This window comes from Endozoicomonas sp. SESOKO1, from assembly GCF_024606265.1.
In the GTDB taxonomy this organism is placed as follows: Bacteria; Pseudomonadota; Gammaproteobacteria; order Pseudomonadales; family Endozoicomonadaceae; genus Endozoicomonas.
Map to the genome: position 1 here is coordinate 1 of NZ_JAHHPP010000141.1, position 1,476 is coordinate 1,476.

Annotated in this window: 2 protein-coding genes; both read left to right on the forward strand. The window is 38.3% G+C overall.

The window, feature by feature from the left end:
• Nucleotides 1-341 (forward strand): hypothetical protein (locus tag KDK13_RS07050; RefSeq protein ID WP_257284269.1); only part of this gene is annotated, 341 nt, incomplete at its 5' end.
• Nucleotides 342-474: 133 nt separating this feature from the next.
• A complete protein-coding gene (locus KDK13_RS07055) occupies nucleotides 475-1,272 on the forward strand; it encodes a hypothetical protein (RefSeq protein ID WP_257284270.1) in 798 nt (265 codons plus the stop codon).
• Nucleotides 1,273-1,476: the final 204 nt, after the last annotated feature.

The following is a 1,476-nucleotide window of genomic DNA, read 5'->3' on the forward strand; positions in this document are numbered from 1 at the left end:
CAATTGATTTACTTGCGTTGCAATACCTAAAAAACAAAATGATTTCAAAAGTTGGTGAATCTGCCACATTATTTTCATTTTGTTTTTTAGGTATTGCAACGCAAGTAAATCAATTGGACAACGTTGAAGAAAAAGATAACAAACTGTATACCTTGGCCAGTATGATTGAAAATGAGGAAGTGGATATAAAAAAACTTAACAAAGCGTTTTTTTTAAAAGAGGCACTCGCTTTAAGTAATAAAGATGAATTCGATTGGGACATGTTTCTCAATGGGCTGCGCTCCGAAGAATCACTCCTTAAAAACACAGATGGTAGTAATGTGCCAGAACTACTTTCATAAATCACAGAATGCCACGACTGGTCACGGTATTGTCTCTCAATACCTCATACTTCATTGATACCTCGGTCAACTTGTCCTGCTTTTTGAACTTTTTAAAAAAACCGTGCTCAAAAAGTAAATCAGAGAGGCTGTTATGGATATTACACCATTGGCAAATGCATTAAACTCATTACAGGTAACTACCACAACTAATCATGGTCAAGTCAATACAGAAGTAACACCAAACACCACTAATAGTAAAACATTGGATACCATAACAGTTGACAATAAAATACCGGTGAGTGACAAAATTTACTCCCAGGCATTAAATACTCCCTGTATCAGTGATCGTTTAATTCAGTACCTGAAACTTGATGAACTTCGCCGACTTGGTGCATCATTAATAATCAGTTCAGAGTTTAATCCTTCATTTTCCAGCATTAAAGATAGGGTGAAAAATATTGTATTTACTCCACTGGAGATTGATGAGTCGTCCTGGAACCTTGATTATGCATGGTCTTCCTATTTAGCTGATATAGGTTCCTGGGAGACCAGGGGAACACCGCAGCCCGGTATGACTGCATACACGACTGACTGCAGAGAGATTAAAAGAGTCTTCTCTTACCAGGAGGGAGAAAATGATGAAGACAGTTGGATTATGTTTGGAGAATTCCAGGATGGCAGCGTATATAAATTCAGGGGAGATTGTGGTTATACCGGATTTGACAGTAACAACGACAGTGGCGGGGAACTGTTAATAGCGCCTGACTGGAAAAACTTATTTGACAATCTCACTGAATATGACATTGGCACTTTTATTGAAAATTTGAACAAAAATTCCGTAGAACTGAAACAAGCCCTGAATAATTTTTCCAGTTTTAAAGATCTGGATCAAGCATTGAAGCAGTTGTTTTCTGATAACACTGTTCCAAGCTCTTTTCAGCTAAGGTAGATTCTGAAAAATTAAGCTCCATATACGGTCCATCACCTTTTGCAAGAAAAAGTTCTCCATCGTGACTTAAGAGTAATGCTTCCAATCCCTGATCCCTGATAGAATCACATTTACATTATTTTCAGGTACAGATTCGTTTATGCCCCCGTATGAGGAAAAGCGGCTCCCTCCCGCCGTATTTTTGATGGGTCCTACTGCGTCAGG